Genomic DNA, 22,114 nt, shown 5'->3' on the forward strand with positions numbered 1-22,114 from the left:
GGGCGGTGACATATTTGATGTTTGGCAAAAGCGCCAACGTGAACGCGGAAGTGCAATAGCTAAGTGAACAACTGAAGTGGTCGATCTAACAGTGCCGGTACCGAAGTGTGGTTCTTTAGCTTTGATGCGACGGACTTCGGCGTTTGGGCGGTTGGGACGAACACCTCGTGCCGTCTGTTTGTTCTACAGGCTCACCTAACGCCTGAAGCTACGGATATCGTCCGCCGAAAGGGCATAGCCGATCTCGGCCAGTTGGGTGGATCGCGACGCCGTGCCGAACATGCCGGTGACCGTCACGGGCTCGAACATTCCGGAGCTTTCATAAGGTGTGCCGGTGGTCACGAAGACAAGCTGGTTCGCTGGAGGCGGAGGCACGTGGATGCAGGCGCCGACATACGGCACCAATATGAACGCGGTGACGCCGGTACCGTCGTGGTCGAGCGGCACGATAAAGCCTGAAAGTTGAACGATCTTGCCGGTCCAGTCGGTGCGGATGCCCTTCGATGGCGGCTGGCGTGCGGCCATGCTGCTTTCGTCGTGCGGCAGGATGCCTTGCAGGTTGCCGGGCAGAGACGTGTCATTCTCGGGCAGAAGGTCGCGCCATTCCAACGCGATCACCGTGTCGGCCAGCGCCTGTCCGGCAATTCCTGACGCCGCGAGGGACAGAAGCAGCGCCCGACGAGTCGGGCCTTTCACTGCCATTCGTAGACTTCGATCTGTTCGGCGGTCATCTGGTATCCGACATCCGCGATCTGCGTCTTCATGGACTTGGCCGACAGACGCCCCGAAACCCAGACCGGATCCCACAAGGAGTCGCTGGGCCAAGGAGTCTTGGTGGTGACAAAAATCAGCTGGTTGGGCGGCGGCGGGGGCGTGTGGATGCAGGCGCCCACGTAAGGCACGAGCATGAAACTGGTCACGCCTTGCGCAGTGACGTCGAACGGGATGATGTAGCCGGGCAGCTTGACCGCCTTGCCGTTCAGACGGGTGTTCATCCGCCACGCGTTGCGGTCGTATTCAGGCACCCAGGTGTCATTGGCCTCGTCGATCTTGCCGGGGCCGATGATCTCGCCATAGGGCACGCCCTTGGGGATCAGGTCTTCCCACATGATTTCTCGGAACGGGTTGGCCATGGCCCGGCCCGGAAGCAGGGTTGCCGAGAGCATGGCCAGGACGGCCCGGCGAGAGGGATGCGCGTGTCTCATATCCTGACCATCATGCCATCAGACAGCGACAGGCGGTAGGCCCTGAGGGCCGGAAACAGGCTGACAAGCGCCGCCGCGACAATCACACCTGCGAGAGTGGCCAGCTCCCGCCCGGTCGGCGGCGCGATCGGCAGCCAGAGGCCAAAGGCGCTGTCCACCACCGGCTGCGCCAGCGCCAGCCCGGCGTAAAGCAGTGCCAGGCCCAGCAGTGCGCCCAGGGCGGCCATCAGCGCCGCTTCCAACACGAGCAGGCCGAGGATGGTAGACGGGCGCGCGCCCATGGCCCGCCAGATCGCCATTTCCCGACGGCGTTCGTTGAGCGAGGAGAAGATCATTGCCATCATCCCCAAGAGGGCCGTCACCACCACCATCGCCGACACGCCGATCAGCGCGGTCTCGGCCACTCCGACGATCTGCCACAGTTCTTGCAACGCGACACCGGGCAGGACCGCCAGCAGCGGCTCTTCGGGGTAGGTGTTGATCCAGCGTTGCAGGCCGAAGATCTGCAGCCGCGACTTGACCCCGACCAGCGCGGCCGTGACCGCCGACGGCGACAGGTCCATCTGACGTATCTGCTCGACCGGTGTGCTTTGGCCGGGAATTTGTGCACCGGATTGCCAGTCGACATGGATCGCCTCGATGGCCTCCAGGCTGACGATGACGGTGCGGTCCACCGGGGTGCCGGTGCGGTCGATGATGCCGGCCACGCGAAAGGGCTGATCGTCGTGATGGGTAAAGGACGCGAGCCCGTGTGACACGACGATCGGGTCGCCCACCGCATAGTCCAAAGTTGCCGCGACCTCGGCACCGATGACCGCGTCGTAAAGATCATCCAAACCGTGGCCATTGCCGATCTCCAAAGACCGGCCACCGCGATACTTGTAGTGCTCGAAAAACGCCTGCGTGGTGCCCATCACCCGGAACTGGCGGTGGCTGTCACCAAGCGATATGGGCACGATCCAGTCCACCTCGGGCCGGTTGGCGATATCCTGGTAGCTTTCCCAGGTCACGTTGTTGGTGGCGTTGCCGATCCGGAAGACCGAATACAGCAACAGCTGAACCGGGCCCGAGCGCGCCCCGACGATCAGGTCGGTGCCCGAGATCGTGTCGGCGAAACTGGCCTTGGCACCCGTGCGCACCTTCTCAACCCCGAGAAACAGCGCGACCGACAGGGCGATGGCCAGCACCGTCATGCCGACGGTCAGGGCGCGCGCCATGAGGGAGCCGAAGGCAAGGCGCAGGATCATGCGGCCAGCCTTTCGACAGAGGCGATGTCAGCGAGGCGTACCACCCGGTCGAACCGCGCGCCCAGCCGTTCGTCATGGCTGACCATCAACAGCGACGATCCGGCCGCCGCGATCTGATCGAACAAAATGCCCAGAAACGCATCCTGTGTCGCCGCATCCAGCGCCGAGGTCGGCTCGTCCGCGACGATCAGGGGCGGCTGGCCGATCAGGGCGCGGGCCACGGCGACCCGCTGTTGCTGACCGACGGAAAGGCGCCCCGCCTTGGCCTCGACAATATCCGAAGACAGACCAAGCGCCGCGCAAAGCTTTGCCGCATCGCCTGCCTCGGATCGCTTGCGCCGCTCCGGCGCGAACTTCAAAGGCAACAGGATGTTGTCCGACACGCTGGCATAGGGCAGCAGGTTGAACTGCTGGAAGATGATGCCGACCCGCTCGGCCCGGAACCTGTCGCGCGCGCCGGCCCGCAGGCTGGCAAGGTCGGTGCCGGCCAGATCCACCCGGCCTGCATCGGCAGTCACGATCCCGCAGACCAGCGACAGGAGCGTGGACTTCCCAGATCCGCTTTCGCCCAGCAGAAGAACGCTTTCCCCGCGGTCCAGCCGGAACTCCGGCACCGACACCCCGAAGGACGCCCGCCCCGGCCAGCGGAACCGGACGTCTTGCAGGGTCAGGGCCGGGTCCGCCATCGCTACTCGAACGAGACTTCGGCGGCACCGGGAGTCAGTTCCGCCGTGCCCGCGCCGGTCTCGGTCACGTATTGCACCTCGATTTCCTCGGCATTGGCGAACCGCTCGAAGAACGGGAAGCCCACGCTGGTCAGCGCGTCCTCGTCGTCGCAGGCAAAGCCGTAGGTCACGTGGAACGCGCTGTGCCGCACTTCGTCTGCGTGCTCTTCGTGGTAGTGATCATGCCCTTCGCCTTCGGCGTGGTCGTCATCATGCGCGTGGTCATCCCCCTCGTGCATGTGCTCGTCATCATGATCACCGGTGTGCAAGTGGGCCAGAACCTCGGTCAGGCGACATCCCGCGTCCTCGGGCAGCGTCACGATCTCTTCCGGTGTCAGGAATTGCCGGATCGCAGTTGCTACCGCCTCCTTGTCCTCGGCAGAACTCGCCTCGTGCTCGAAGCCGACGATGTCCATGCCCGGCGACAGGATGTTGATCTCGATCGCACCGTGTTCGACCGCGATTTCGACGGTCGAGACGCCGTGCACATGCGCGTCCAATTCGCGCGTATCCTGCGCCAGTGCGGGCGCGGCGAGGGCGGTGGTGGCGGCCAAGGCCAGGTAGATCGGTTTCATGACAGGACCTTTCAGGTTTCATTGATGAAGTCAGATGCGCGTCGTTGCAACGTCATCAAAGCGGTATCGCCGTACAAATCCGCGTGGTTTTTCGAAGATTTCAGCGAGCGGATATCGATCTTCGCGTCGACATCAAGCGTGCCACGCGCCAGCGGGGCCGGAAATACCGGGCGTTTCATGTATCTCGGTCCTCGTGGCCTTGTGGCGTTTCTATGGTGCTGACCGGGCAGGTCAGCCTGTCGCGGGCAAGCGTGATCCGCTCGGCCCGGTCGAGCCGGGCCAGGATGGCGTCGGGCGGCGCGCCCTCGGCCCGCGCCTTTTGCCAGATGCGGCGGCATGAGGCGGGCGACCACGCCAGCGCCGCTTGTCTCATCCAGTTGCGCAGCGGCGGCGGCAAAGCGTCGAAATCGCGCATCGGGTCGCTGCGACGGCGACGGCGCAGGCTTGTGGCGATGTTGCGGCTCATGACTCGGCGTCCGGATCGGTGACCGGGTCCAGCGCCAGCATCAGGCGGGTTTCGCCGGTGCCCTCTATCGGCGGAGATCGGTGCATTAGATGCGGATCGGGTTGCGCCGGCCAGAGCGTGCCGCGCATGACGAAGGGCGATCCGGTCGGAACCGTATGGATGGTGGCCGGCACATCGTTGCGCGCCACACCGTATTGCGTGCCGGTGCCGCGATAGGTGCAGACCAGCCGGGCCGTGACCCTGTCGATGTGGAACCGGCGGCAGGCATTGGTCGTCACCACGTCCAGCCGCAGCCTCAGCCACTTGGCACGAGTCATCTCACCAAAGGTGGCCGCCAGCGCCGCGATATCGTCGATAAGGATCCGGCGCTCGGGCGCGTCGGGCAGCCCCGTCTCGTCGCAGGCCAGAGTGACGGCCGAGGCAATTTCGCCCGGTCGCACGAGGACGCGGGCTGCGGGAAGCATTTCGGCGGGAAGGGTCTCCAGCCAATGCAGCACGGTTTCGGGAAGCCTGCGCTGGCAGATCACGCCACCGACACCCGGCAGCCTGATCGCGCCCATGTCCTCGGGGCCGTTGACGCTCAGCACGCCCGACCCGGCGCCTTTTGGAACAATCGGATGCAGGGTCATGACGCCCTCCGCCACGCGGGGAACGGATCAGGCAGATCGGGCAGGCTGTCCGGCCCCGGTGCCACGTTCGCGGGCACCAGTGCCGAATCCAGCCGTGCCTTCAGCGCGGGCCAGTCGATACCTGCGCCGATGAACACGATTTCCTGCCGGCGGTCGCCCCATGGCGCTTGCCAGTGCGCCCGCAGGTACTCCTGCGCGCCGGCGTGATCGGGGTGCCGCTCCTTCGGGACCGTAGCCCACCATTGGCCCAGCGGCGTGACCGATGACAGCGCCCCGGCGAGTGAGAACTCCGCCACCCAGTCGGGCCGGGTGGCGATCCAGAAATGCCCCTTGGCCCGAATCACGCCGGGCAAATTGCCATTGAGGATTTCAAGAACCTTTTCGGGGTGGAAGGGCTGCCGCGCGCGATAGACGAAGGAGGCGACGCCGTATTCCTCGGTCTCCGGCACGTGGTCGGCAAAGCCGTAAAGCTCCTTGGCCCACATCGGGTGCTCATGCGCTTTCTCGAAATCGAAAAGTCCGGTGTCGAGGATGGCGTCCGCGGCAACGTCGGAATGATCGGTCTCGATGATCCGGGCGTCGGCGTTCAGGCTGCGGATGATCTTGCGTGCTGCATCGGTGCGCTCGGGCCCTGCGTCGGAGACTTTGTTGAGCACCACGACATCGGCGAACTCGATCTGGTCGGTCAGCAGGTGGACCAGCGTGCGCTCGTCCTCCTCGCCCATCGTCTCGCCACGGTCGCTGAGGAAATCGTGGCTGGAATAGTCGTTCAGCAGGTTTACCGCGTCGACCACCGTGACCATCGTATCGAGGCGCGAGACGTCCGACAGGCTTTCGCCCGCCTCGTCGCGGAAGTCAAAGGTCGCGGCCACGGGCAGCGGCTCTGAAATGCCGGTCGATTCGATCAGCAGATAGTCGAAGCGTCCTTCGCCGGCGAGCCTGCGAACCTCGTCCAGAAGGTCGTCGCGCAGAGTGCAGCAGATGCAACCGTTGGACATCTCGACCAGCGTCTCGTCGATGTGGCTGAGGTTGGCGCCGCCTTCGCGCACAAGGTCGGCGTCGATGTTCACCTCGGACATGTCGTTGACGATGACCGCAACACGTCGGCCCTCGCGATTGTTGAGGACGCGGTTCAGGAGCGTCGTCTTCCCGGCGCCAAGAAAGCCGGAAAGCACGGTGACGGGGAGGCGGGGGTGTGGATCTGCGTTCATGTAGGCTCCTGTTTGGGATTGGAATTGCTGGTCGGTTGGGAATGCTGTGCTGGCACCCGGACAGACCCAGGCGGAGAAACCCGCGCTCCGGCGACCCGGCCAGCGCCAATCGACCAACTCGTTTCTGGAGTAATATCTAGAATGATACTATATAACATAACAATGTTATCTTATAGCATTTCGGGAAACACAAGGGGTTGAATGCTTGGTCATGGCTCGAATCGTCGTTCAGAGCAAAAAGCGGTCATTCGAAATGTCCCCAGCGAACGACCTCTTTCCGCCCTTCAGAACTCAAAACGCTTTGTCAGGACGAAGCAGACACTGATTGAGAGGCATTTTTGCCGAAACCAGAAACGCTGAAAGGTGATCAGATTTAGGTGCACAGCTTATGATGGCCTGTGCCTTTGAAATGCGTATCGGGCCCCATGTTGCGGCCCCGATTGCCTTGTATGGTTTAGAGGGACTTGACCGCTGTTATGAGAAGTTGCCCGATTATCCAGAGAGTGGCGCTTTTGTACGTGGTACGCCAACGAAGCCTATATGGATCCATGGGACGACAGCCGACGTGTTAGGCTACCGCATCAAGGTCCTCAATATGGGCCTGACGCAGAACGCACTTGCGCATTATCCTGCATGCGGCCACTCGAGCCGGGTCGGTTGCCGCAGGATCGAGCTTATCGTGGTAGTGTGACATGCTTGGCGACAAAGTCGGAGCCGAGGCGTGTGCCCGGAACTTCATGAGTTCCATCCACTGTGCGGCAAACCGGATGAGGGTGCGCGCAGTATCGAGCGCGTTTTGCCCATTCACTGACATTTGGTCTAAGTGGCGATCCCGCGAGGACTCGAACCCCGAACCTGCTGATTAGAAGTCAGCTGCTCTATCCAGTTGAGCTACGGGACCGCTTGGCAAAAAGCCTTACCCAAGCGCGCATGCGAATTCAAAGGCGAAATGACGCGAAAGGGTCGTCGGGATACCCCACGCCGGCAAGATATAGCCCCTGCGGCGGACATACCGGGCCGCAGGCGGTGCGGTCGCGGGAGTCGAGCGCGGTTTTGACCTGATGCGGTGGCCAGGCTCCGGCGCCGACGCGTTCCAAAGTACCGACGATGCTGCGCACTTGATTGTGCAGGAATGACCGGGCGCGCAGGCGGAACTGGATTTCCGGACCGGAGAGGCCGTCGACCTGCGAAATGACGATGTCATCCAGTGTTTTCACCGGGCTTTTCGCCTGGCAGATGGTCGAGCGGAAGGTGGTGAAGTCGTGATGCCCCACAAGATGCGCCGCGCCTTCGCGCATGGCCTCGACATCCAGAGGGTTCTGCACCCGCCAGACCAGCCCCTTGTCATGGGTGGCCGGGGCGCGGCGGATCAGCAGACGAAAGAGGTAGCGGCGCTCGACCGCCGAGAACCGGGCGTGCCAGTCGTCGGTGACCTGCGCGCAATCGAGGATCGCGACGGGCAGGGGTTTCAGGTGATAATTCAATGCCTCTGACAGGCGAAAGGGGTCCCAGTCCTTGACCATGTCGCACTGGGCGACCTGCGCCAACCCGTGCACGCCCGCATCCGTCCGGCCCGCCGCCGCAATCGTGTGCGGGCCCGGTTCCAGCCGCGCCAGCGCGTCCTCGATCGCGCCTTGAACCGAAGGCTGATCGGCCTGTCGCTGCCAGCCGGCGAAGGGCGCGCCGTGATATTCGACTTTCAATGCATAGCGGGGCATGAAAAGCCCTTAGCGTGACCGGCGGCGGGGAACAATCCCCCAACGCTCCCCTCTGGCACATGCCGGGTGTGCGGCCTATCTTGAGGGCAAAGAGAAGGGGCAGTTTGGTGCTTTCGGATATCGCAGATGGGCTGACACGCGGCGTGGAGCGCGTGGGCGACACGCTGTCGGGCGCGTTCATGGAGCCGGTGATCCGGCTGGGCGTCACGGGGCTGAGCCGCGCGGGCAAGACGGTGTTCATCACGTCACTGGTCGCCAACCTGATGGATCGCGGGCGGATGCCGGGGCTGGTCGCCGCCGCCGAGGGGCGCATTTCGGCCGCCTACTTGCAGCCGCAGCCAGACGATACGCTGCCCCGGTTCGAGTATGAAAAACACCTTGGGGCGCTGACCGCCGAGACGCCGAATTGGCCCGAAAGCACGCGCTCGGTTTCGGAGCTGCGCCTGTCGCTGAGGGTGCGCCCGTCGGGGTTGCTGGCGGGGTTGCAGGGGCCGCGGACCGTGCATCTGGATATCGTGGATTACCCCGGCGAATGGTTGTTGGACTTGGGCCTGATGGACAAGAGCTATGCCGAATGGTCCGCGGAAACGTTGGGCCGGTTGGCGCCGCGTGAGCAGGCGCAGGATTTTCTGGCAAAGGCCCGCGAGGTCGATGCGACGGCCAAGCTGGAGGAGCCTGTGGCGCAGTCGCTGGCCGAGGCGTTCACCGCGTACCTGAACGCGGCGCGCGCGGCGGGGTTGTCGGATTGCACGCCGGGGCGGTTCCTTCTGCCGGGGGATCTGGCCGGCTCTCCGGTGCTGACATTCGCGCCACTGCCTGCGCCCGACAGCCCGCCGCGCCGGTCGCTGTGGCGCGAGATGGAGCGGCGGTTCGAGGCGTATAAATCCAAGGTCGTCAAACCCTTCTTCCGCGATCACTTCTCGAGGATCGACCGGCAGGTCGTTCTGGTCGATGCGTTGGGTGCCATTCACAACGGCCCGCAGGCGGTCGAGGACATGCGCCGCGCGATGGCCGATATCCTCGGGGCGTTCCGGCCGGGACGGAACGCCTTTCTGTCCAGGCTTCTGATCGGGCAGCGGGTGGAGAAAATCCTGTTCGCGGCCACCAAGGCGGACCATTTGCACCATACGCAGCATGGACGTCTGACCGGCATCATCGAGGCGCTGATGCGGGATGCGCGAAACCGGGCGGATTTCGCCGGGGCCGAGACGGCGGGGATGGCGATTGCCGCGTTAAGGGCCACGACCGAGGAAACGCGTGAGCATGGCGGGCAAACCCTGGACTGTGTGCGCGGCACGCTGATGGGGCCAGAGGGCGGGCGCGGCAAGCAGGCGGCGTTCTATCCCGGGGCGTTGCCGGAGGACCCGGCGCACCTGCTGGGGCCTGCACGGGACGGGGCCGAGGCGTGGCTGGACGCCGAGTACGAGGTGATGAATTTCGCCCCCGCGCGTTTGACGCTGAAGCGCGGGGAGGGGCCGCCGCATATCCGGCTGGATCGGGCGGCGCAGTTTCTGATCGGGGATCGGTTATGACCCCTTTTGACGCACGTCTGAAGCATGTGCCGGGCCTTTTGGGCGTCTTGTGGCAGCATCGAAGCGGGCATTGGTGGGATGACCTGAAAATCATGGTCCGGATGACTCGGCGCGGCTGTGTCCGGGCGGTGTGTGACGATACGCGACTGGCCGGTTTCATCCTTTGCACCGGGCCCGAACTGCACGCGCTTTACGTGCACCCAAGGGCGCAGGGCCAAGGGGTGGGCCGCCTGTTGTTGCAGGATGCCAAGCGAGAGCGGGATCGGCTAAACCTCTGGGTTGCCGAGGAAAACACCGGAGGACGGCGGTTCTATTACCGGCATGGCTTTGCCGAAAAGACACGTGCTGACGGTGCGGAAAATGACGAGGGGCGGCCCGAGATCCTGATGGTCTGGCCGCCGGAACGCAGGGTGGAGCCCAGGGTAGACTCATGAGCAAGCGACCGGTTCTGATCGACATCGAAGAGGGCGATGACAGCCCCCGCCCGGACACGGCGCCGCCGGTGCCGGATCCCGTGGTGGAGGGGCACCCAGAGGGCAGGGCGATGCAGACCGTGGCGACGTTGGCGGCGAAGAAACCGTCGCGCCTGGCGCGGTGGTTCTGGGGGTTGCTGCTGTCGATCCTGGGGGCGGTGATTTCCTTTGCCGCGTGGGATTTCGTGATGGCGCTGCTGGCCCGCAACGTGGTGTTGGGTTACGCCGTCACCGCGTTGATCGCGGCGTTTGCCCTTGTTTGCCTGATCATTGTCATCCGCGAGATGGCGGCGTTTTCCCGGCTGGCGCGGATCGACAAGCTGCACCGGGCAGCGGATGCGGCTTTGGCGGGGGCGGACCTGAAACAGGCGCGGGGTGTGGTGCAGGATCTGACGCAGCTGTATGCGGGGCGCGAGGATACGAGCTGGGGGCGGGATCGTTTGCGGGACTATGGCCCCGAGCAGATGGATGCGGGCAGCCTGCTGGGGCTGGCGGAAACCGAGCTGCTGACGCCGCTGGACCGGGTTGCGGCGAAGGAGATCGAGGCGGCCGCACGGCAGGTGGCGACGGTGACGGCGGTGGTGCCGCTGGCCTTTGCCGACGTGATCGCGGCGCTGACGTCGAACCTGCGGATGATCCGCCGCATCGCGGAGATCTATGGCGGTCGGTCGGGTACGCTGGGCAGCTGGCGGCTGGCGCGGGCGGTGATGACGCATCTGGTCGCCACGGGGGCCGTGGCGGTGGGTGACGACCTGATTGGCTCGGTCGCCGGGGGGAGCCTTTTGTCCAAGGTTTCCCGCCGGTTCGGCGAGGGGATCGTCAATGGCGCGCTGACCGCGCGGGTGGGCGTGGCGGCGATGGAAGTGTGTCGGCCCTTGCCGTTCCGGGCGGGCAAGCGCCCCTCGGTGACGCGGATGGTCCAGCGCGCGCTGACCGGCCTCTTTGGCGGGGTTAACAAAGCGTAAACGACCAACGTTTTTCGGTCGGTGGGTCGGTATTTTTGCCGCAAGGCCAGTTCGGCCCCGCGACTTTGCCCAACCTGACAGCAAAACCTTAACGTCCGGTCGCCCTTGCGTGCGTCAGAACGGGTTGCCCAGTTTCGGCACGCCGCCGGGATGTGTCTCGCGGTTCACGACGCCCGCGCGCAGGGTCTGGCCGATGCGGTGGGCAAGGGCGGACCAGGCGGCCGCCTTGGCCGGGGGAAGCTCGGACTGAAGGGTGCTGTCGAAGAGGTCGAGCCACATCGAGAACATGCCCGGTTTGACATTGCCCGCCTGCACATGGGCCTGCATGGCATTGCCCACGTAACACCGCTCGTGCAGGATCGTGTTGGCCCAGAAATCGCTGACGCGGGCCTCGTGCGCGGGCCAGTCGGTGACATGCGCGGCAAAGACCGGCGCCAGGCCGGGATGCGCGCGGCAGGATGCATAGAAGGCTGCCACGACGCGCTCGATCTCGGCGCGGGTGATGTCGAAACGGGGGGGCAGGGCCGGTGTCATGGCCTCGAATCTGGCCGTTGGATGGGCCGGATGCAATGGGAAACGCGATTCGGGAAACATGGTTAACGCCGTCGGATCGTGGGAAATCGGAACGTCGGTATTGCGTCGGTATCCGGGTGGTGCGCCGACGGTGCAAAATTTCGCGATCAGGCGCGTTAACAGGGCGGGCGTTGCAAAAGCCTTGAGAAGGCTTTTGCCAAGACTTTTCTGAAAAGTCTTGGGCGCTGGCGGTGAGCCCGGGTTCTACGGCTTGCTCCTTGGAACGCGCGCACCTATAACGCCCCCCATCATGACCCGCTTTGCGATCATCATTCGAATTACATGCCCGGCGCTCTGAAACAGACGAGCCGCCGGGAAAAGGCGTATGGACCACCGCGCCGCCCCCACCCAGAGATTGAAATGCCAGTGACAAAGGACGTCACAGATGTGTTCTGACACACCCGATTACAAAGACACGCTGAACCTGCCCCAGACCGATTTCCCGATGCGCGCGGGCCTGCCCAAGCGCGAGCCCGAGTGGCTGGAACGGTGGAACGGACTGAAGGTCTATGACCGCCTGCGCGAGAAGGCGACAGCCGAGACGCGGCAGCCGTTTACGCTGCATGACGGACCGCCCTATGCCAACGGGCACCTGCATATCGGCCACGCGCTGAATAAGATCCTGAAGGACATGGTTGTTCGCAGCCAGCAGATGATGGGGCGCGATGCGCGGTACATCCCCGGCTGGGACTGTCATGGCCTGCCGATCGAGTGGAAGATCGAGGAGCAGTACCGCAAGAAGGGCCAGAACAAGGACGCGGTGGATATCGTCGATTTCCGCGCCGAGTGCCGCAAGTTCGCGGAAGGCTGGATCGACATCCAGCGCGACGAGTTCAAGCGGCTGGGCGTGACCGGCAAGTGGGAGAAGCCCTATCTGACGATGGATTTCCGCGCAGAGCGGATCATCGCGGAGGAATTCCAGAAGTTCCTGATGAACGGGACGCTCTATCAGGGTTCCAAGCCTGTGATGTGGTCGCCGGTGGAGAAGACGGCGCTGGCCGAGGCGGAGGTGGAGTACCACGACAAGGAGAGCTTTACCGTGTGGGTGAAGTTCGAGGTTGCCGAAGGCGACCTGGAAGGTGCGCATGTGGTGATCTGGACCACCACGCCTTGGACCATGCCGTCGAACAAGGCGGTCGTTTACGGCGAGGACATTGCCTATGGCCTTTACGAGGTCACGGGCACGCCGGACGAGTGCTGGGCCAATGTGGGCGACAGGTTCCTCCTGGCAGACAAGCTGGCCGGAGATGTGATGGGCCGGGCGCGGCTGAATGACGACCAATGGAGCCGTGTGCGGGACGTGACCGCCGACGAGTTGGCTGGCCTGAGCCTCAAGCACCCGCTGCATGGCGCGGAAGGGTCGAACGGCGAGTGGGACGATCTGCGGGATTTCCGGGCGGCCGATTTCGTGACCGACGAGGAAGGCACCGGGTTCGTGCATTGCGCGCCGTCCCACGGGATGGAGGAATACGAGCTTTATCGTGGCCTCGGGATGCTGGACCAGGTCATCACCTATAACGTGATGGACGATGGCGGTTTCCGCGCCGACCTGCCGTTCTTTGGCGGGACCTATATCCTTGATCGCAAGGGCAAGGAGGGCAACGCCAACAAGACGATCATCGACAAGCTGGTCGAGGTCGGCGGGTTGCTGGCGCGGGGCAAGATCAAGCACAGCTATCCCCATAGCTGGCGCTCGAAAGCGCCGGTGATCTATCGCAACACGCCGCAGTGGTTCGCCGCGATCGATCGCGAGGTCGGCGACGGGCAGGACGAGAGCGGCACCACGATCCGCCAGCGGGCGCTGACCGAGATCGACAAGGTGCAGTGGACGCCGAAGACCGGGCGCAACCGTCTGTATTCCATGATGGAATCGCGGCCGGACTGGGTTCTGTCGCGGCAGAGGGCGTGGGGCGTGCCGCTGACCTGTTTCGTCAAGACGGGGGCGATGCCCACGGATGAGGGCTTTCTGCTGCGGGATGAAAAGGTCAATGCGCGGATCCTTGAGGCGTTCGAGGCCGAAGGCGCGGATGCGTGGTACAAGGATGGTGCCAAGGAGCGGTTCCTGGGGAACGACTATGACCCGAACGAGTGGGAGAAGGTCGACGACATTCTCGACGTCTGGTTTGACAGTGGCTCGACCCATGCGTTCGTTCTGCGCGACCGCGAGGACGGGTCCGAGGACGGGATGGCGGATCTGTACCTGGAAGGCACGGACCAGCACCGGGGGTGGTTCCATTCCTCGATGCTGCAATCCTGCGGCACCACGGGGCATGCGCCGTACCGGGGCGTGCTGACCCACGGGTTCACGCTGGACGAGAAGGGCAACAAGATGTCCAAGTCGCTCGGCAACACGATCGTGCCCGAGGAAGTGGTCAAGCAGTATGGCGCGGATATCCTGCGGCTTTGGGTGGCGCAGACGGATTACACCAACGATCAGCGGATCGGGCCGGAGATCCTGAAAGGGACCGCCGACAGCTATCGCCGGCTGCGCAACACGATGCGGTTCCTGCTGGGCGCGCTGAGCCATTTCAGCGAGGACGACCGGGTTGAGCCGGAGGATATGCCGGAGCTGGAGCGCTGGGTGCTGCACCGGCTGGCGGAGCTGGATCACCGGGTGCGGACGGGCTATGCCGCCTATGATTTCCAGGGGGTTTTCCAGGCGCTCTTCAACTTCGCCACGGTGGAGCTCTCCGCGTTCTACTTCGATATCCGCAAGGATGCACTGTATTGCGACGGCGACACGCCCCGGCGGCGGGCGGCGCGGACGGTGATGGATATCCTGTTCCATCGCCTGACCACGTGGCTTGCGCCCGTGCTGGTGTTCACCATGGAAGAGGTCTGGCTGGAGCGGTTCCCGGGGGACGACAGTTCGGTGCATCTGACGGATATCCCGGAGACGCCGAAGGAATGGCTGAACGAGCCCCTGGCGGCGAAATGGGCCACGGTGCGGCAGGCGCGGCGCGTGGTGACGGCGGCGCTGGAGGTGCAGCGGACCGACAAGGTGATCGGGGCGAGCCTGGAAGCCGCGCCGGTGGTGCATGTGCGCGATGCCGAGGCGCTGGAGGTGCTGAAATCGGTCAATTTCGACGATATCTGCATCACGTCCGATATCCGGCTGACCGACGATCCCAGCCCGGCGGAGGCGTACCGGCTGCCCGAGGTGGACGGTGTAACCGTGGTCTTCGAGCGTGCGGCGGGCGAGAAGTGCCAGCGGTGCTGGAAGATCCTGCCGGACGTGGGCACGCACAAGCATCCGGGGACCTGTGCGCGGTGTGATGCGGCGTTGGGGTGACGGTGGGGTGAAACTCCACCCTACGACATGACGGATGACGAGATTTCCGATGGGCTGATGCGGCTGGCGCGGGCGCGGGGGGCGGGCAGGACCTTTTGCCCGTCCGAGGCGGCGCGGGCGTTGTCCGAAGATTGGCGGGATTTGATGCCGCGTGTGCGCGAGGTGGCGGCAGGGCTGCCGCTGGTGGCGACACAGAAAGGCGTGGCGGTCGATCCGGTTGCGGCCAAGGGACCGATCCGGTTGGGTTTGGCCGAAGGAGAGACGTGATGCCGCCCATGCAGACAATTTCGACCGGGTTCGTGGTGGCCATGGTCGGGTTTTTCAGTTCCTTTCCCATCGTGTTGCAAGGGCTGGCCGCCGTGGGGGCGAGCGACGCGCAGGCCGCGTCGGGCCTGATGGCGGCGGCGCTGGCGATGGGGCTGGCGGGGATCGTGCTGAGCCTGTGGACGAAGATGCCCGCCTCGGTCGCGTGGTCGACGCCGGGGGCGGCGCTGTTGGCGGTGACAGCGCCCGTGGAGGCCGGCTTCGCCGGTGCGGTGGCCGGGTTCCTGGTGGCGGGGGCCTTGACGGTGATTTCGGGCCTTTGGCGACCCCTTGGACGGCTGGCGGCGGCGATACCGGCACCGCTGGCGCAGGCGATGCTGGGCGGGGTGCTTTTGCCGCTGGTGATCAGGCCGGTTCTGGCGGTGGCCGAGACGCCGGTGGTGATTGGCCCGATCCTGGCGGCGTGGTTCGTGCTGGGCCGGATCAACAAGCTGTTGGCGGTGCCGGGGGCGGTCGTGGCGGCGGGGATCACGGTGCTGGCCTATGGCGATCTTGGCGCATTCGACGCCGGGGGCTGGGTGACGGCTCCGGTCTTCGTGATGCCGGAGTTCTCGCTGGCCACCGTGGTGGGGATCGGCCTGCCGCTTTACGTGGTGACGATGGCGACGCAGAACGTGCCGGGGCTGGCAGTGATGCGGGCGCATGGGTATGCGCCGGAGCCGGGGCCGCTGTTGAGTGTGGTCGGCGGCTTCAGCGTGCTGTCGGCCCCGGGCGGCGCGCCGCAGACCTGCCTCGCGGCGATCACGGCGGCGATGTGCGCGGACGAGGACAGCCACCCGGATGCCGGGATGCGCTATTGGTCGGCGGTGATGGCGGGGATCTTTTACTGCGTGCTCGGGGTGTTTGCCGGGGTCATCACGGCGTTTGCGGGGCTGGCGCCGCCAATGGTGATGGCCAGCGTGGCCGGTGTGGCGCTGTTGAGCGTGTTTGCCAATTCGACGGCTGCCGCGCTGGGCGATGCGGACTATCGCGAGGCGGCGGTGATCACCTTTGTCGTCACGGCCTCGGGCGTGACGGTGTTCGGGCTGGGGGGCGCCGTCTGGGGGCTTTTGGCCGGGGGGTTGGTGCAGGTGGTCAGGCACGCGAGCAATGGCAATCGCGGAGTGTCAAAGTAGCCTGATGCAGGCACGATCAAACCTGACGTCAGAAAACAAGACGTTCCGGATTGAGAACCGCCGATAGGAGTTTTTCGCAACCAGTATCTTTTTATGGCTGTGTTCAAGTCTGTCCGCTGGATTCTTGCGCGTCGGCATGCCACTCGATATCGCGCCCGAAACGCTCGGATATCAAACGAAAAAGGAAACCACCAATTGTTTAGCTGGGATGAAGTCGCCAAGAACTTCAGGTTGCCTCATGCAATATGGAACAAGAGCAAGCAGGACGAGAACCCTGCCTTCGCATGCAACCGCATTTTCGACGGCGAAGCGAAGATTACCGTGCGCCCGAAATTCACCGTGCCGTCGGACACCAGCTTTTTCACAATCGGATCCTGTTTTGCGCGCAATATCGAGATGGCGCTGATCGATCGTGGGTTGCAGGTCAACAATGCGCTCTACAATTCCAAGGATTTTGCGCAGCGTGAAAACAAATATGGAGATGCCGCGTTACTTCACCGCTTCAACGTGCCGTCAATGAAGCTGGAGATCGACAACTACTCGGGTGGGGATGAAAGGCTTGGTGAGCATCTGATTTTTCCTCTGCCGGAGGAAGGCATGTTCTGGGACAGCAACTATGCCAACAACCAGATGCCGCGGCCTTTTGAAAAAATCGTCGAGGATCGGGCGCATCTGCGGCATTTGATGCGTGAATCTTTGTCGCAAGCGGGTTGCATGATCATCACCCTTGGCCTCTCAGAAGCCTTGTTTGACAACGAGACATCGCTTCCGCTGAACAGCGCTCCACCTGCGCGGTACGCCCGGAAGTCAAACAGGTTCTCGGGCGTCTGGGTGTCCATGGAAGAAGCGCTTGAAGGGCTGGAGGCCATCCGTACCAAAGCAAAGGCGACTGCCGGGGATCAGCTCAAGATTATTGTCACTGTCTCACCCGTGGGGCTGCAACGCAGCTTTACCGGACAGGATGTCGTCGTGGCGAACACGTTGTCGAAGGCGCAGCTTCGAGTGGCGGCGTCGAAGTTTTCAGACGCACACGACGATGTCGACTATTTCCCTTCCTACGAGTTCGTGACGCTGTCCCATCCCAAAACCGCCTGGCAAAACGACAGGCGCCATGTGAAGCTGGCGCTGGTAGAGAAGATCACAAGCCTGTTTTGCGAAACTTACATTGATAAGTAGGCCAGCCCGCCTTTTGGAATGGTGCAAAGAGTTCAGTATTGCCGGTCCTGCGCATACAGGATCGGGCCGATCTCGCGAAACAAGCGGTGCACCTTCTCGGGGAAGTCCGGGTGCACAAGCACGATTCAAGATAGGTAGCCGCGGCACTTGCCGCGGAAGTCCATTCCCGCCGTCGCGGCGTCGGCCTCGCCTAGTCCTTCCAGGTCGGGTGGAAGCGGTTGCCGGGGGACAGGGTAAAGATCTCGCACCCGTCGGCAGTTACGCCGATGGAATGCTCGAACTGGGCCGAGAGTGAGCGGTCGCGGGTGACGGCGGTCCAGTCGTCGGACAGTACTTTGGTTTCGGGGCGGCCGAGGTTCACCATCGGCTCGATCGTGAAGAACATGCCTTCCTCGAGCGTGGGACCTGTCCCGGCGCGACCATAGTGCAGGACGTTGGGGGGCGCGTGGAACACCCGGCCCAGGCCGTGGCCGCAGAAGTCGCGCACCACGCTCATGCGTTGGCCTTCGACGAAGTTCTGGATGGCGTGGCCGATATCGCCGAAGGTGTTGCCGGGCTTCACCGCCTCGATCCCCTTCAACAGGCTGTCATGGGTGATCTGGATCAGGCGTTCGATCTTGCGGTTGCGTTTTCCCGCGACATACATCCGCGAGGTATCGCCGTACCAGCCGTCGACGATGACGGTGACGTCGATGTTCAGGATATCGCCATCCTTCAGCTTCTTGTCGCCGGGGATGCCGTGGCAGACCACGTGGTTGACGCTGATGCAACTGGCGTGCTGATACCCCTTGTAGCCGATGGTGGCGGATTTCGCGCCGGCCTCGGTCACCTTGTCCTCGATGAACTTGTCCAGAACGGCGGTGGTCTGGCCCACTTCGACAAGGTCGGCGACCTGGTCCAATATCTCGGCGGCCAGCGCACCGGCCTTGTGCATGCCAGCGAAATCCGCCCTCTCGTGGATGCGGATGCCGTCGCGGGTCAGTCTGCCTCGGTGTTGTTCGTTCACGTCTGGGTCCATGCGAGTCGATTCTTTGAGGTGTATGTAGGCTGAATTCGGCCCGAGAACCAGAGGGGCAGGTCATCGCAGGGGCAATGTGCGCCGAATTTCGACCTCTTCGGGCGTGATTGCACAATCATAGGCCAGAACCTCGACCCCGGCGAGGCGGGCCATGACCAGCGCCTCGGCATAGGTGGGGTCTATGTCGGCGGCCACGGTCAGGCGCGTGCAGTCGGTGCGCTGGACGAGGTAGAAGAGCATGGCGCGGTGGCCTGCGCGGGCCATTTCCGCCAGTTCGTGCAGGTGCTTGGCGCCGCGGGCGGTGACGCTGTCGGGAAACTCGGCAAGCCCCTGTTCGCGCGACAGGGTGACGGATTTGACCTCGACATAGGCGTCGGGCAGGTCCGCGCCGCGCAAAAGGAAGTCGATCCGGCTGTTTTCCCCGTATTTCTGCTCGGGCAGGACGGTGTCGTAGGCCGCCAGTTCGGGGATGTCGCCGGCCATCAACGCGGCCTTGAGGGCCTTGTTCGGCAGGCTGGTGTCGACGCCGGTGAAATGCCCGTGCCCATGATCGACCAGCCGCCAGCCGTAATTCAGCTTCTTCTTCGGGTCGTCGTTGGGTTCGACCCAGATGCGCATTCCTTCGTCCGCCAGTCCCATCATCGAGCCGGGATTGGCGCAATGGGCCGTGACCTCGCGCCCGTCCGCCAGCCGGATATCGGCGAGGAAGCGTTTGTAGCGGCGGATCAGCGTGGCCGGTTCAAGAGGGGTTTGAAAGCGCATCGGCCATGCCTATACCGGAGCAAGACCTGCCGCAAGGAGAGCCGCCATGCCCAACCCAACCGCCGCGATGCTGGTGATCGGTGACGAGATCCTGTCGGGCCGCACGCGCGATGCCAACATGCATCACCTCGCGGGCCGTCTGACCGAGCATGGGATCGACCTGTTGGAGGTGCGCGTGGTGGCGGATGACCCGGGCGCCATCCAGGCGGCGGTCAAGGCGTTGGCGGGGGCGTATGACCACCTGTTCACCTCGGGCGGGATCGGGCCCACCCATGACGACATCACCGCCGAGAACGTGGCGGCGGCCTTTGGCCTGCCCATCGGGGTGCGTGACGATGCGCGGGCCATCCTGGAGACGCATTACGAGAAGCAGGGGCTGGAGATCAACGAGGCGCGGCTGCGCATGGCGCGGGTGCCGGAGGGTGCCACGCTGATCGACAACCCGGTGAGCGGGGCGCCGGGATTCACCCTCGAGAACGTGCATGTGATGGCAGGCGTGCCCAAGATCTTCGAGGCGATGGTCGAGGGGCTGTTGCCGACGCTGACGGGCGGGCAGCCGGTGGTGTCGCAGACCTTGCGCGTCGAACGCGGCGAAGGCGACATCGCGGGGCCGCTGGGCGCATTGGCGGAGCGGTATGACGCACTGTCCTTCGGGTCGTACCCGTTTATCGTGAACGGCAGGTTCGGGGTGAACGTGGTGATCCGGGGACAGGACGAGGCGGAGGTGACACGCGCGATGCAAGAGTTGGAAAAGGCGTTTCCGGCATGAGCGGGCTGCCCGATGCCAGGACGCTGTATGCCGTGACGGAGGCCACCTGGCCCGCCGCCGAGATGTTTGACGCGGGGCCGTGGACCCTGCGCGAGGGCAGGGGCGGCGGCAAACGTGTCTCGGCATCGACGTTGCGCGAGCCGGGCACGCCAGTGACGCGCGACGCGCTGCCCGAGGCCGAGGCGAAGATGCGCGAGATGGGGCAGGACCTGCTGTTCATGATCCGGCATGGCGACGAGTCGCTGGATGCGATGCTGCGGGCCGCCGGGTACGACGTGATCGACCCGGTGAACATGTATGTCTGCCCGGTCGCCACGCTGACCGCCGAGGACCCGCCGCCGGTGACGACCTTTGACCTGTGGGAGCCGATGGCGATCCAGAAGGATATCTGGAAGGAAGGCGGCATCGGGCCGGCGCGGGTTGACGTGATGCGCCGGGTGGAGGGGCCCAAGACCTCGCTTTTCGGGCGGACCGAGAACCGGCCCGCCGCCACCGGGTTTGTCGCGATCTCGGACGGGGTGGCGATGATCCACGCGCTGGAAGTGCGCAAGGGCGAGCGGCGTGGCGGGCTGGGGCGGCACCTGACGCATCATGCGGCGCATTGGGCCGCCGGGCAGGGGGCCACGCATGTGAGCGTGCTGTGCACCATCGCCAACGATGCGGCCAACGCGCTCTACTCTTCCCTAGGGATGACGCTTGTGGGACAGTACCATTACCGTATCAAGAAGGATGCCCGCACCACATGAGCCAGGATGATCTGCCCACCGCCCTGAACCTGCCGATGGCGGACCCGCTGCCCGAGGACACGCGGAAGTATTTCGATGTCTGCCAGGACAAGCTGGGCATGATCCCGAACGTGCTGCGGGCCTATGCGTTCGATATCGAGAAGCTGAACGCCTTCACGGCGATGTATAACGAGCTGATGCTGGGTGACAGTGGCCTGAGCAAGCTGGAGCGGGAGATGATCGCGGTGGTGGTCAGTTCGATCAACCGCTGCTGGTATTGCCAGGTGGCGCATGGGGCCGCGGTGCGCGCGCTCTCCGGCGACCCGAGCTTGGGCGAGGCGATGGTGATGAACTGGCGGGCTGCCGATCTGGACGCGCGGCAGACGGCGATGCTGGAGTTCGCCGAGAAGGTTACCAAGGCCAGTGCCGAGACGGTGGAGGCGGACCGGCAGGCGTTGCGCGATGCGGGCTTTTCCGAGCGCGATATCTGGGACATTGCCGCCGTCGTGGGGTTCTTCAGCATGTCGAACCGGATGGCCAGCGCGGTGGGCATGAAGCCCAATCCCGACTATCACGGACAGGCCCGCTAGACAGTGGGGCCGCGGGCGACAACTTTGGGAATTGCGCTGGGCCTTTGGGCTGCTGGTGGCGCCGGGGCGCTGGAGCTGACCTTGCCGCAGGGCGCCACGATGACCCGGGAGGTGCGCCGCGCCGCCGAAGCCTATCTTGTGCCGACGGATGTCTATGCCGACGGGCAGATCCCGGCGATCGACGCCGAAGGGTTTTTCCTGCAGCAGGCGTGGCGGCTGGATGCGCCGGGGCTGACCAGCCTGCAATTGCAGCGGCCCTTGCGGCGTCAGATCGTCGAGGCGGGATATTCCATCATGCTGGACTGTGCCGCGCGGGAATGCGGCGGCTTCGATTTCCGGTTCAACACGCCTGTTCTGCCCGCGCCGGACATGTTCGTGGACCTGCGCGACTATCGCTTCCTGTCGGCCCGCAAGGAGGGCGATGACGGCGTGTCGGACTACGTGACCGTGGTGGTCAGCCAGGTGTCGGGCAGCGGCTATATCCAGGTGATCCGGCTGGCGCAGTCCGAGGCCGCGACCGGGAACCTGTCTGCCGAGGACGGTGCGGCAGGGCCGGAGACGGTGACAACCGGCGCCGTGCCGGACGCGGCCACAGGGCCCCTGGCGGAGCGGCTGACGCAGGCCGGGCACGCGGTTTTGTCGGACCTCGATTTCGAGACCGGCACGGTGTCCTTGGGGCCCGGCCCGCACCCGTCCTTGCAGGCGCTGGCGGCGTTTCTGCGAGAAGACCCCGAGCGGCGCGTGGCGCTGGTGGGCCATACCGACACGGTCGGCACGCTGGAGAACAATACCGCGTTGTCGCGGCGAAGGGCGGCGGCGGTGCTGGAGCGGCTGGTGTCGGAGTATGACATCCCGCGTATCCAGCTGGAGGCAGAGGGGATGGGATATCTTGCGCCCGTCGCCTCGAACCTGACGGATGCGGGGCGTGAGGCCAACCGGCGGGTGGAGGCGGTGCTGCTCAATACCGAGTGAGGCAAGGGGCCGAGAGGGCGGGATTTGAGTATTTTTGGCAAGAAAAAGCCGG

At 64.4% G+C, this 22,114-nt stretch carries 24 protein-coding genes and 1 tRNA gene; 11 read left to right on the top strand and 14 right to left on the bottom strand.

Annotated elements, in window-relative coordinates:
* Window positions 1–195: 195 nt before the first annotated feature.
* From C2I35_RS12570 to truA, 11 genes are all read right to left on the bottom strand, one after another.
* A complete protein-coding gene (locus C2I35_RS12570) occupies window positions 196–702 on the bottom strand; it encodes a DUF3299 domain-containing protein (protein ID WP_103763375.1) in 507 nt (168 codons plus the stop codon).
* Entirely contained in the window at window positions 693–1,205 is a 513-nt protein-coding gene (locus tag C2I35_RS12575) for a DUF3299 domain-containing protein (RefSeq protein ID WP_170067202.1), read from the bottom strand. The genes C2I35_RS12570 and C2I35_RS12575 overlap by 10 nt, the downstream gene beginning before the upstream one ends.
* Window positions 1,202–2,452 (bottom strand): ABC transporter permease, encoded by a 1,251-nt coding sequence (locus C2I35_RS12580; protein WP_103763376.1) that lies wholly within the window; start codon window positions 2,450–2,452, stop codon window positions 1,202–1,204. The genes C2I35_RS12575 and C2I35_RS12580 overlap by 4 nt, the downstream gene beginning before the upstream one ends.
* Window positions 2,449–3,138, bottom strand: coding sequence for an ABC transporter ATP-binding protein (locus C2I35_RS12585; protein ID WP_103763377.1), 690 nt, complete (start codon window positions 3,136–3,138; stop codon window positions 2,449–2,451). The genes C2I35_RS12580 and C2I35_RS12585 overlap by 4 nt, the downstream gene beginning before the upstream one ends.
* A gap of 2 nt (window positions 3,139–3,140) precedes the next feature.
* The gene (gene zrgA, locus C2I35_RS12590) at window positions 3,141–3,752 is read right to left on the bottom strand and encodes a zinc uptake protein ZrgA (RefSeq protein ID WP_103763378.1); all 612 of its coding nucleotides are present in this window, start codon (window positions 3,750–3,752) and stop codon (window positions 3,141–3,143) included.
* 11 nt (window positions 3,753–3,763) lie between these two features.
* Window positions 3,764–3,931, bottom strand: a complete 168-nt coding sequence (locus tag C2I35_RS22170; protein WP_170067203.1) for a hypothetical protein — start codon at window positions 3,929–3,931, stop codon at window positions 3,764–3,766.
* Window positions 3,928–4,218 carry a DUF6525 family protein gene (locus tag C2I35_RS12595; RefSeq protein ID WP_103763379.1) on the bottom strand — a complete coding sequence of 97 codons (291 nt, stop codon included), beginning with the start codon at window positions 4,216–4,218 and terminating at the stop codon, window positions 3,928–3,930. Before C2I35_RS12595 ends, C2I35_RS22170 begins: the two co-directional genes overlap by 4 nt.
* On the bottom strand, window positions 4,215–4,847 hold the full coding sequence (locus C2I35_RS12600; protein WP_103763462.1) for a DUF1826 domain-containing protein: 633 nt from the start codon (window positions 4,845–4,847) through the stop codon (window positions 4,215–4,217). The genes C2I35_RS12595 and C2I35_RS12600 overlap by 4 nt, the downstream gene beginning before the upstream one ends.
* A complete protein-coding gene (locus tag C2I35_RS12605) occupies window positions 4,844–6,058 on the bottom strand; it encodes a GTP-binding protein (RefSeq protein WP_103763380.1) in 1,215 nt (404 codons plus the stop codon). The genes C2I35_RS12600 and C2I35_RS12605 overlap by 4 nt, the downstream gene beginning before the upstream one ends.
* 824 nt (window positions 6,059–6,882) lie before the next feature.
* A tRNA-Arg gene (locus C2I35_RS12615) sits at window positions 6,883–6,959 on the bottom strand.
* A gap of 37 nt (window positions 6,960–6,996) precedes the next feature.
* A complete protein-coding gene (gene truA / locus C2I35_RS12620) occupies window positions 6,997–7,776 on the bottom strand; it encodes a tRNA pseudouridine(38-40) synthase TruA (protein ID WP_103763382.1) in 780 nt (259 codons plus the stop codon).
* 104 nt (window positions 7,777–7,880) lie between these two features.
* Here truA and C2I35_RS12625 point away from each other — a divergent pair, with 104 nt between their 5' ends.
* The 3 genes from C2I35_RS12625 to C2I35_RS12635 are packed head-to-tail and all read left to right on the top strand — an operon-like array spanning window position 7,881 to window position 10,746.
* Window positions 7,881–9,308, top strand: a complete 1,428-nt coding sequence (locus C2I35_RS12625; RefSeq protein ID WP_103763383.1) for a YcjX family GTP-binding protein — start codon at window positions 7,881–7,883, stop codon at window positions 9,306–9,308.
* The gene (locus C2I35_RS12630; RefSeq protein ID WP_103763384.1) at window positions 9,305–9,742 is read left to right on the top strand and encodes a GNAT family N-acetyltransferase; all 438 of its coding nucleotides are present in this window, start codon (window positions 9,305–9,307) and stop codon (window positions 9,740–9,742) included. Before C2I35_RS12625 ends, C2I35_RS12630 begins: the two co-directional genes overlap by 4 nt.
* The gene (locus C2I35_RS12635) at window positions 9,739–10,746 is read left to right on the top strand and encodes a YcjF family protein (protein WP_103763385.1); all 1,008 of its coding nucleotides are present in this window, start codon (window positions 9,739–9,741) and stop codon (window positions 10,744–10,746) included. The genes C2I35_RS12630 and C2I35_RS12635 overlap by 4 nt, the downstream gene beginning before the upstream one ends.
* A 114-nt stretch (window positions 10,747–10,860) precedes the next feature.
* On the opposite strand, the gene C2I35_RS12640 is transcribed toward C2I35_RS12635, so the two are convergent.
* Window positions 10,861–11,280, bottom strand: coding sequence for a group III truncated hemoglobin (locus tag C2I35_RS12640; RefSeq protein ID WP_103763463.1), 420 nt, complete (start codon window positions 11,278–11,280; stop codon window positions 10,861–10,863).
* Between the two features lie 424 nt (window positions 11,281–11,704).
* Between C2I35_RS12640 and ileS the strand changes: the two genes are divergently transcribed.
* From ileS to C2I35_RS12660, 4 genes are all read left to right on the top strand, one after another.
* Window positions 11,705–14,611: an isoleucine--tRNA ligase gene (gene ileS / locus C2I35_RS12645; RefSeq protein WP_103763386.1), complete on the top strand. Its 2,907-nt coding sequence runs from the start codon at window positions 11,705–11,707 to the stop codon at window positions 14,609–14,611.
* Window positions 14,612–14,638: 27 nt separating this feature from the next.
* Window positions 14,639–14,878: a DUF3253 domain-containing protein gene (locus tag C2I35_RS12650; protein ID WP_103763387.1), complete on the top strand. Its 240-nt coding sequence runs from the start codon at window positions 14,639–14,641 to the stop codon at window positions 14,876–14,878.
* Complete coding sequence (locus C2I35_RS12655; protein ID WP_245890482.1) at window positions 14,878–16,050, top strand: benzoate/H(+) symporter BenE family transporter; 1,173 nt, start codon at window positions 14,878–14,880, stop codon at window positions 16,048–16,050. The genes C2I35_RS12650 and C2I35_RS12655 overlap by 1 nt, the downstream gene beginning before the upstream one ends.
* Before the next feature lie 195 nt (window positions 16,051–16,245).
* Entirely contained in the window at window positions 16,246–17,226 is a 981-nt protein-coding gene (locus C2I35_RS12660; RefSeq protein WP_170067204.1) for a GSCFA domain-containing protein, read from the top strand.
* Window positions 17,227–17,416: 190 nt separating this feature from the next.
* Here C2I35_RS12660 and map read toward each other — a convergent pair whose 3' ends face one another.
* On the bottom strand, window positions 17,417–18,244 hold the full coding sequence (gene map / locus C2I35_RS12665) for a type I methionyl aminopeptidase (protein ID WP_103763389.1): 828 nt from the start codon (window positions 18,242–18,244) through the stop codon (window positions 17,417–17,419).
* A gap of 60 nt (window positions 18,245–18,304) precedes the next feature.
* Complete coding sequence (gene sfsA / locus C2I35_RS12670; protein ID WP_103763390.1) at window positions 18,305–19,006, bottom strand: DNA/RNA nuclease SfsA; 702 nt, start codon at window positions 19,004–19,006, stop codon at window positions 18,305–18,307.
* Between the two features lie 46 nt (window positions 19,007–19,052).
* On the opposite strand from sfsA, the gene C2I35_RS12675 reads away from it, so the two are divergent.
* The 4 genes from C2I35_RS12675 to C2I35_RS12690 are packed head-to-tail and all read left to right on the top strand — an operon-like array spanning window position 19,053 to window position 22,062.
* A complete protein-coding gene (locus tag C2I35_RS12675) occupies window positions 19,053–19,775 on the top strand; it encodes a competence/damage-inducible protein A (RefSeq protein WP_103763391.1) in 723 nt (240 codons plus the stop codon).
* Window positions 19,772–20,521, top strand: coding sequence for a GNAT family N-acetyltransferase (locus C2I35_RS12680; protein ID WP_103763392.1), 750 nt, complete (start codon window positions 19,772–19,774; stop codon window positions 20,519–20,521). The genes C2I35_RS12675 and C2I35_RS12680 overlap by 4 nt, the downstream gene beginning before the upstream one ends.
* On the top strand, window positions 20,518–21,090 hold the full coding sequence (locus tag C2I35_RS12685) for a peroxidase-related enzyme (RefSeq protein WP_103763393.1): 573 nt from the start codon (window positions 20,518–20,520) through the stop codon (window positions 21,088–21,090). The genes C2I35_RS12680 and C2I35_RS12685 overlap by 4 nt, the downstream gene beginning before the upstream one ends.
* 24 nt (window positions 21,091–21,114) lie before the next feature.
* Entirely contained in the window at window positions 21,115–22,062 is a 948-nt protein-coding gene (locus C2I35_RS12690; RefSeq protein WP_245890483.1) for an OmpA family protein, read from the top strand.
* Window positions 22,063–22,114 lie beyond the last annotated feature (52 nt).

The sequence above is a fragment of the Roseovarius confluentis genome (assembly GCF_002917925.1).
GTDB classification, from domain to species: domain Bacteria; phylum Pseudomonadota; class Alphaproteobacteria; order Rhodobacterales; family Rhodobacteraceae; genus Roseovarius; species Roseovarius confluentis.

What these genes read in the sequence shown, in the direction of transcription:
- ileS (WP_103763386.1), top strand. Translation starts at nt 11,705, where the DNA reads ATGTGTTCTGACACACCCGATTACAAAGACACGCTGAACCTGCCCCAG.
- C2I35_RS12650 (WP_103763387.1), top strand. Translation starts at nt 14,639, where the DNA reads ATGACGGATGACGAGATTTCCGATGGGCTGATGCGGCTGGCGCGGGCG.
- sfsA (WP_103763390.1), bottom strand. Translation starts at nt 19,006, where the DNA reads ATGCGCTTTCAAACCCCTCTTGAACCGGCCACGCTGATCCGCCGCTAC.
- C2I35_RS12635 (WP_103763385.1), top strand. Translation starts at nt 9,739, where the DNA reads ATGAGCAAGCGACCGGTTCTGATCGACATCGAAGAGGGCGATGACAGC.
- C2I35_RS12595 (WP_103763379.1), bottom strand. Translation starts at nt 4,218, where the DNA reads ATGAGCCGCAACATCGCCACAAGCCTGCGCCGTCGCCGTCGCAGCGAC.
- C2I35_RS12585 (WP_103763377.1), bottom strand. Translation starts at nt 3,138, where the DNA reads ATGGCGGACCCGGCCCTGACCCTGCAAGACGTCCGGTTCCGCTGGCCG.
- C2I35_RS12570 (WP_103763375.1), bottom strand. Translation starts at nt 702, where the DNA reads ATGGCAGTGAAAGGCCCGACTCGTCGGGCGCTGCTTCTGTCCCTCGCG.
- C2I35_RS12685 (WP_103763393.1), top strand. Translation starts at nt 20,518, where the DNA reads ATGAGCCAGGATGATCTGCCCACCGCCCTGAACCTGCCGATGGCGGAC.
- C2I35_RS12580 (WP_103763376.1), bottom strand. Translation starts at nt 2,452, where the DNA reads ATGATCCTGCGCCTTGCCTTCGGCTCCCTCATGGCGCGCGCCCTGACC.
- C2I35_RS22170 (WP_170067203.1), bottom strand. Translation starts at nt 3,931, where the DNA reads ATGAAACGCCCGGTATTTCCGGCCCCGCTGGCGCGTGGCACGCTTGAT.
- zrgA (WP_103763378.1), bottom strand. Translation starts at nt 3,752, where the DNA reads ATGAAACCGATCTACCTGGCCTTGGCCGCCACCACCGCCCTCGCCGCG.
- C2I35_RS12630 (WP_103763384.1), top strand. Translation starts at nt 9,305, where the DNA reads ATGACCCCTTTTGACGCACGTCTGAAGCATGTGCCGGGCCTTTTGGGC.
- C2I35_RS12655 (WP_245890482.1), top strand. Translation starts at nt 14,878, where the DNA reads ATGCCGCCCATGCAGACAATTTCGACCGGGTTCGTGGTGGCCATGGTC.
- C2I35_RS12575 (WP_170067202.1), bottom strand. Translation starts at nt 1,205, where the DNA reads ATGAGACACGCGCATCCCTCTCGCCGGGCCGTCCTGGCCATGCTCTCG.
- C2I35_RS12640 (WP_103763463.1), bottom strand. Translation starts at nt 11,280, where the DNA reads ATGACACCGGCCCTGCCCCCCCGTTTCGACATCACCCGCGCCGAGATC.
- C2I35_RS12675 (WP_103763391.1), top strand. Translation starts at nt 19,053, where the DNA reads ATGCCCAACCCAACCGCCGCGATGCTGGTGATCGGTGACGAGATCCTG.
- truA (WP_103763382.1), bottom strand. Translation starts at nt 7,776, where the DNA reads ATGCCCCGCTATGCATTGAAAGTCGAATATCACGGCGCGCCCTTCGCC.
- C2I35_RS12680 (WP_103763392.1), top strand. Translation starts at nt 19,772, where the DNA reads ATGAGCGGGCTGCCCGATGCCAGGACGCTGTATGCCGTGACGGAGGCC.
- C2I35_RS12600 (WP_103763462.1), bottom strand. Translation starts at nt 4,847, where the DNA reads ATGACCCTGCATCCGATTGTTCCAAAAGGCGCCGGGTCGGGCGTGCTG.
- C2I35_RS12605 (WP_103763380.1), bottom strand. Translation starts at nt 6,058, where the DNA reads ATGAACGCAGATCCACACCCCCGCCTCCCCGTCACCGTGCTTTCCGGC.
- map (WP_103763389.1), bottom strand. Translation starts at nt 18,244, where the DNA reads ATGGACCCAGACGTGAACGAACAACACCGAGGCAGACTGACCCGCGAC.